General features: G+C 48.9%; 1 protein-coding gene. It reads right to left on the minus strand.

Annotated elements, in window-relative coordinates:
• Positions 1 to 17: 17 nt before the first annotated feature.
• The coding region (locus GFJ41_RS20065; RefSeq protein ID WP_369122736.1) for a serpin family protein at positions 18 to 534 on the minus strand (517 nt) is incomplete at its 5' end.

A 534-nucleotide genomic window follows, 5' to 3' on the forward strand; every position in this document is an offset into this window, starting at 1 on the left:
GCTAACTGGCCTGGCTCTTACTGCTCAGCAGGGTTGTTGACCTTGCCCATGAACAGGATGCTCTTGGTGCTGTCCTCTACAATTAAGACTATGAAAGGTCTGTTGAGTTCCATGGAGTCTGGAAGAGACATTGGCATGATCTCTATAGTGGTGGCAGCAGATGCTTCAGTACCTTTCTCATCAACCTTCAGGACTGCCTGGTGAAGAACCTTGGAGGCCTTCAGTTTGGTCTCTGCACTCATCCCTGAGAAGTCTGCTTTGTCAGAGAAGGCATCAACTATACCCAGTTCCTTCAGGAGGTCCCCAAGTGAGGAGGAAGCAGAGATGGAAAACTTGGGCATGGAGAAATCCACAGAGCTGAGGAAAAATCTGTCATGCCAGTACTTGAGGTCTTCCTTGCTAAGGTGTTTCTCCACCTCCTCTAGTTTTCCCTCATCAGGCAGAATAATCATCATGGAGGTGTTGCCTTTGTACGGTACCATGATGACAGAGGTGAAGTTATCCCTATCCCGGTAGAACTCGAAGCGGGAGGTT

It is taken from the genome of Paraclostridium dentum, from assembly GCF_012922555.1.
GTDB classification, from domain to species: Bacteria; Bacillota; Clostridia; order Peptostreptococcales; family Peptostreptococcaceae; genus Paraclostridium; species Paraclostridium dentum.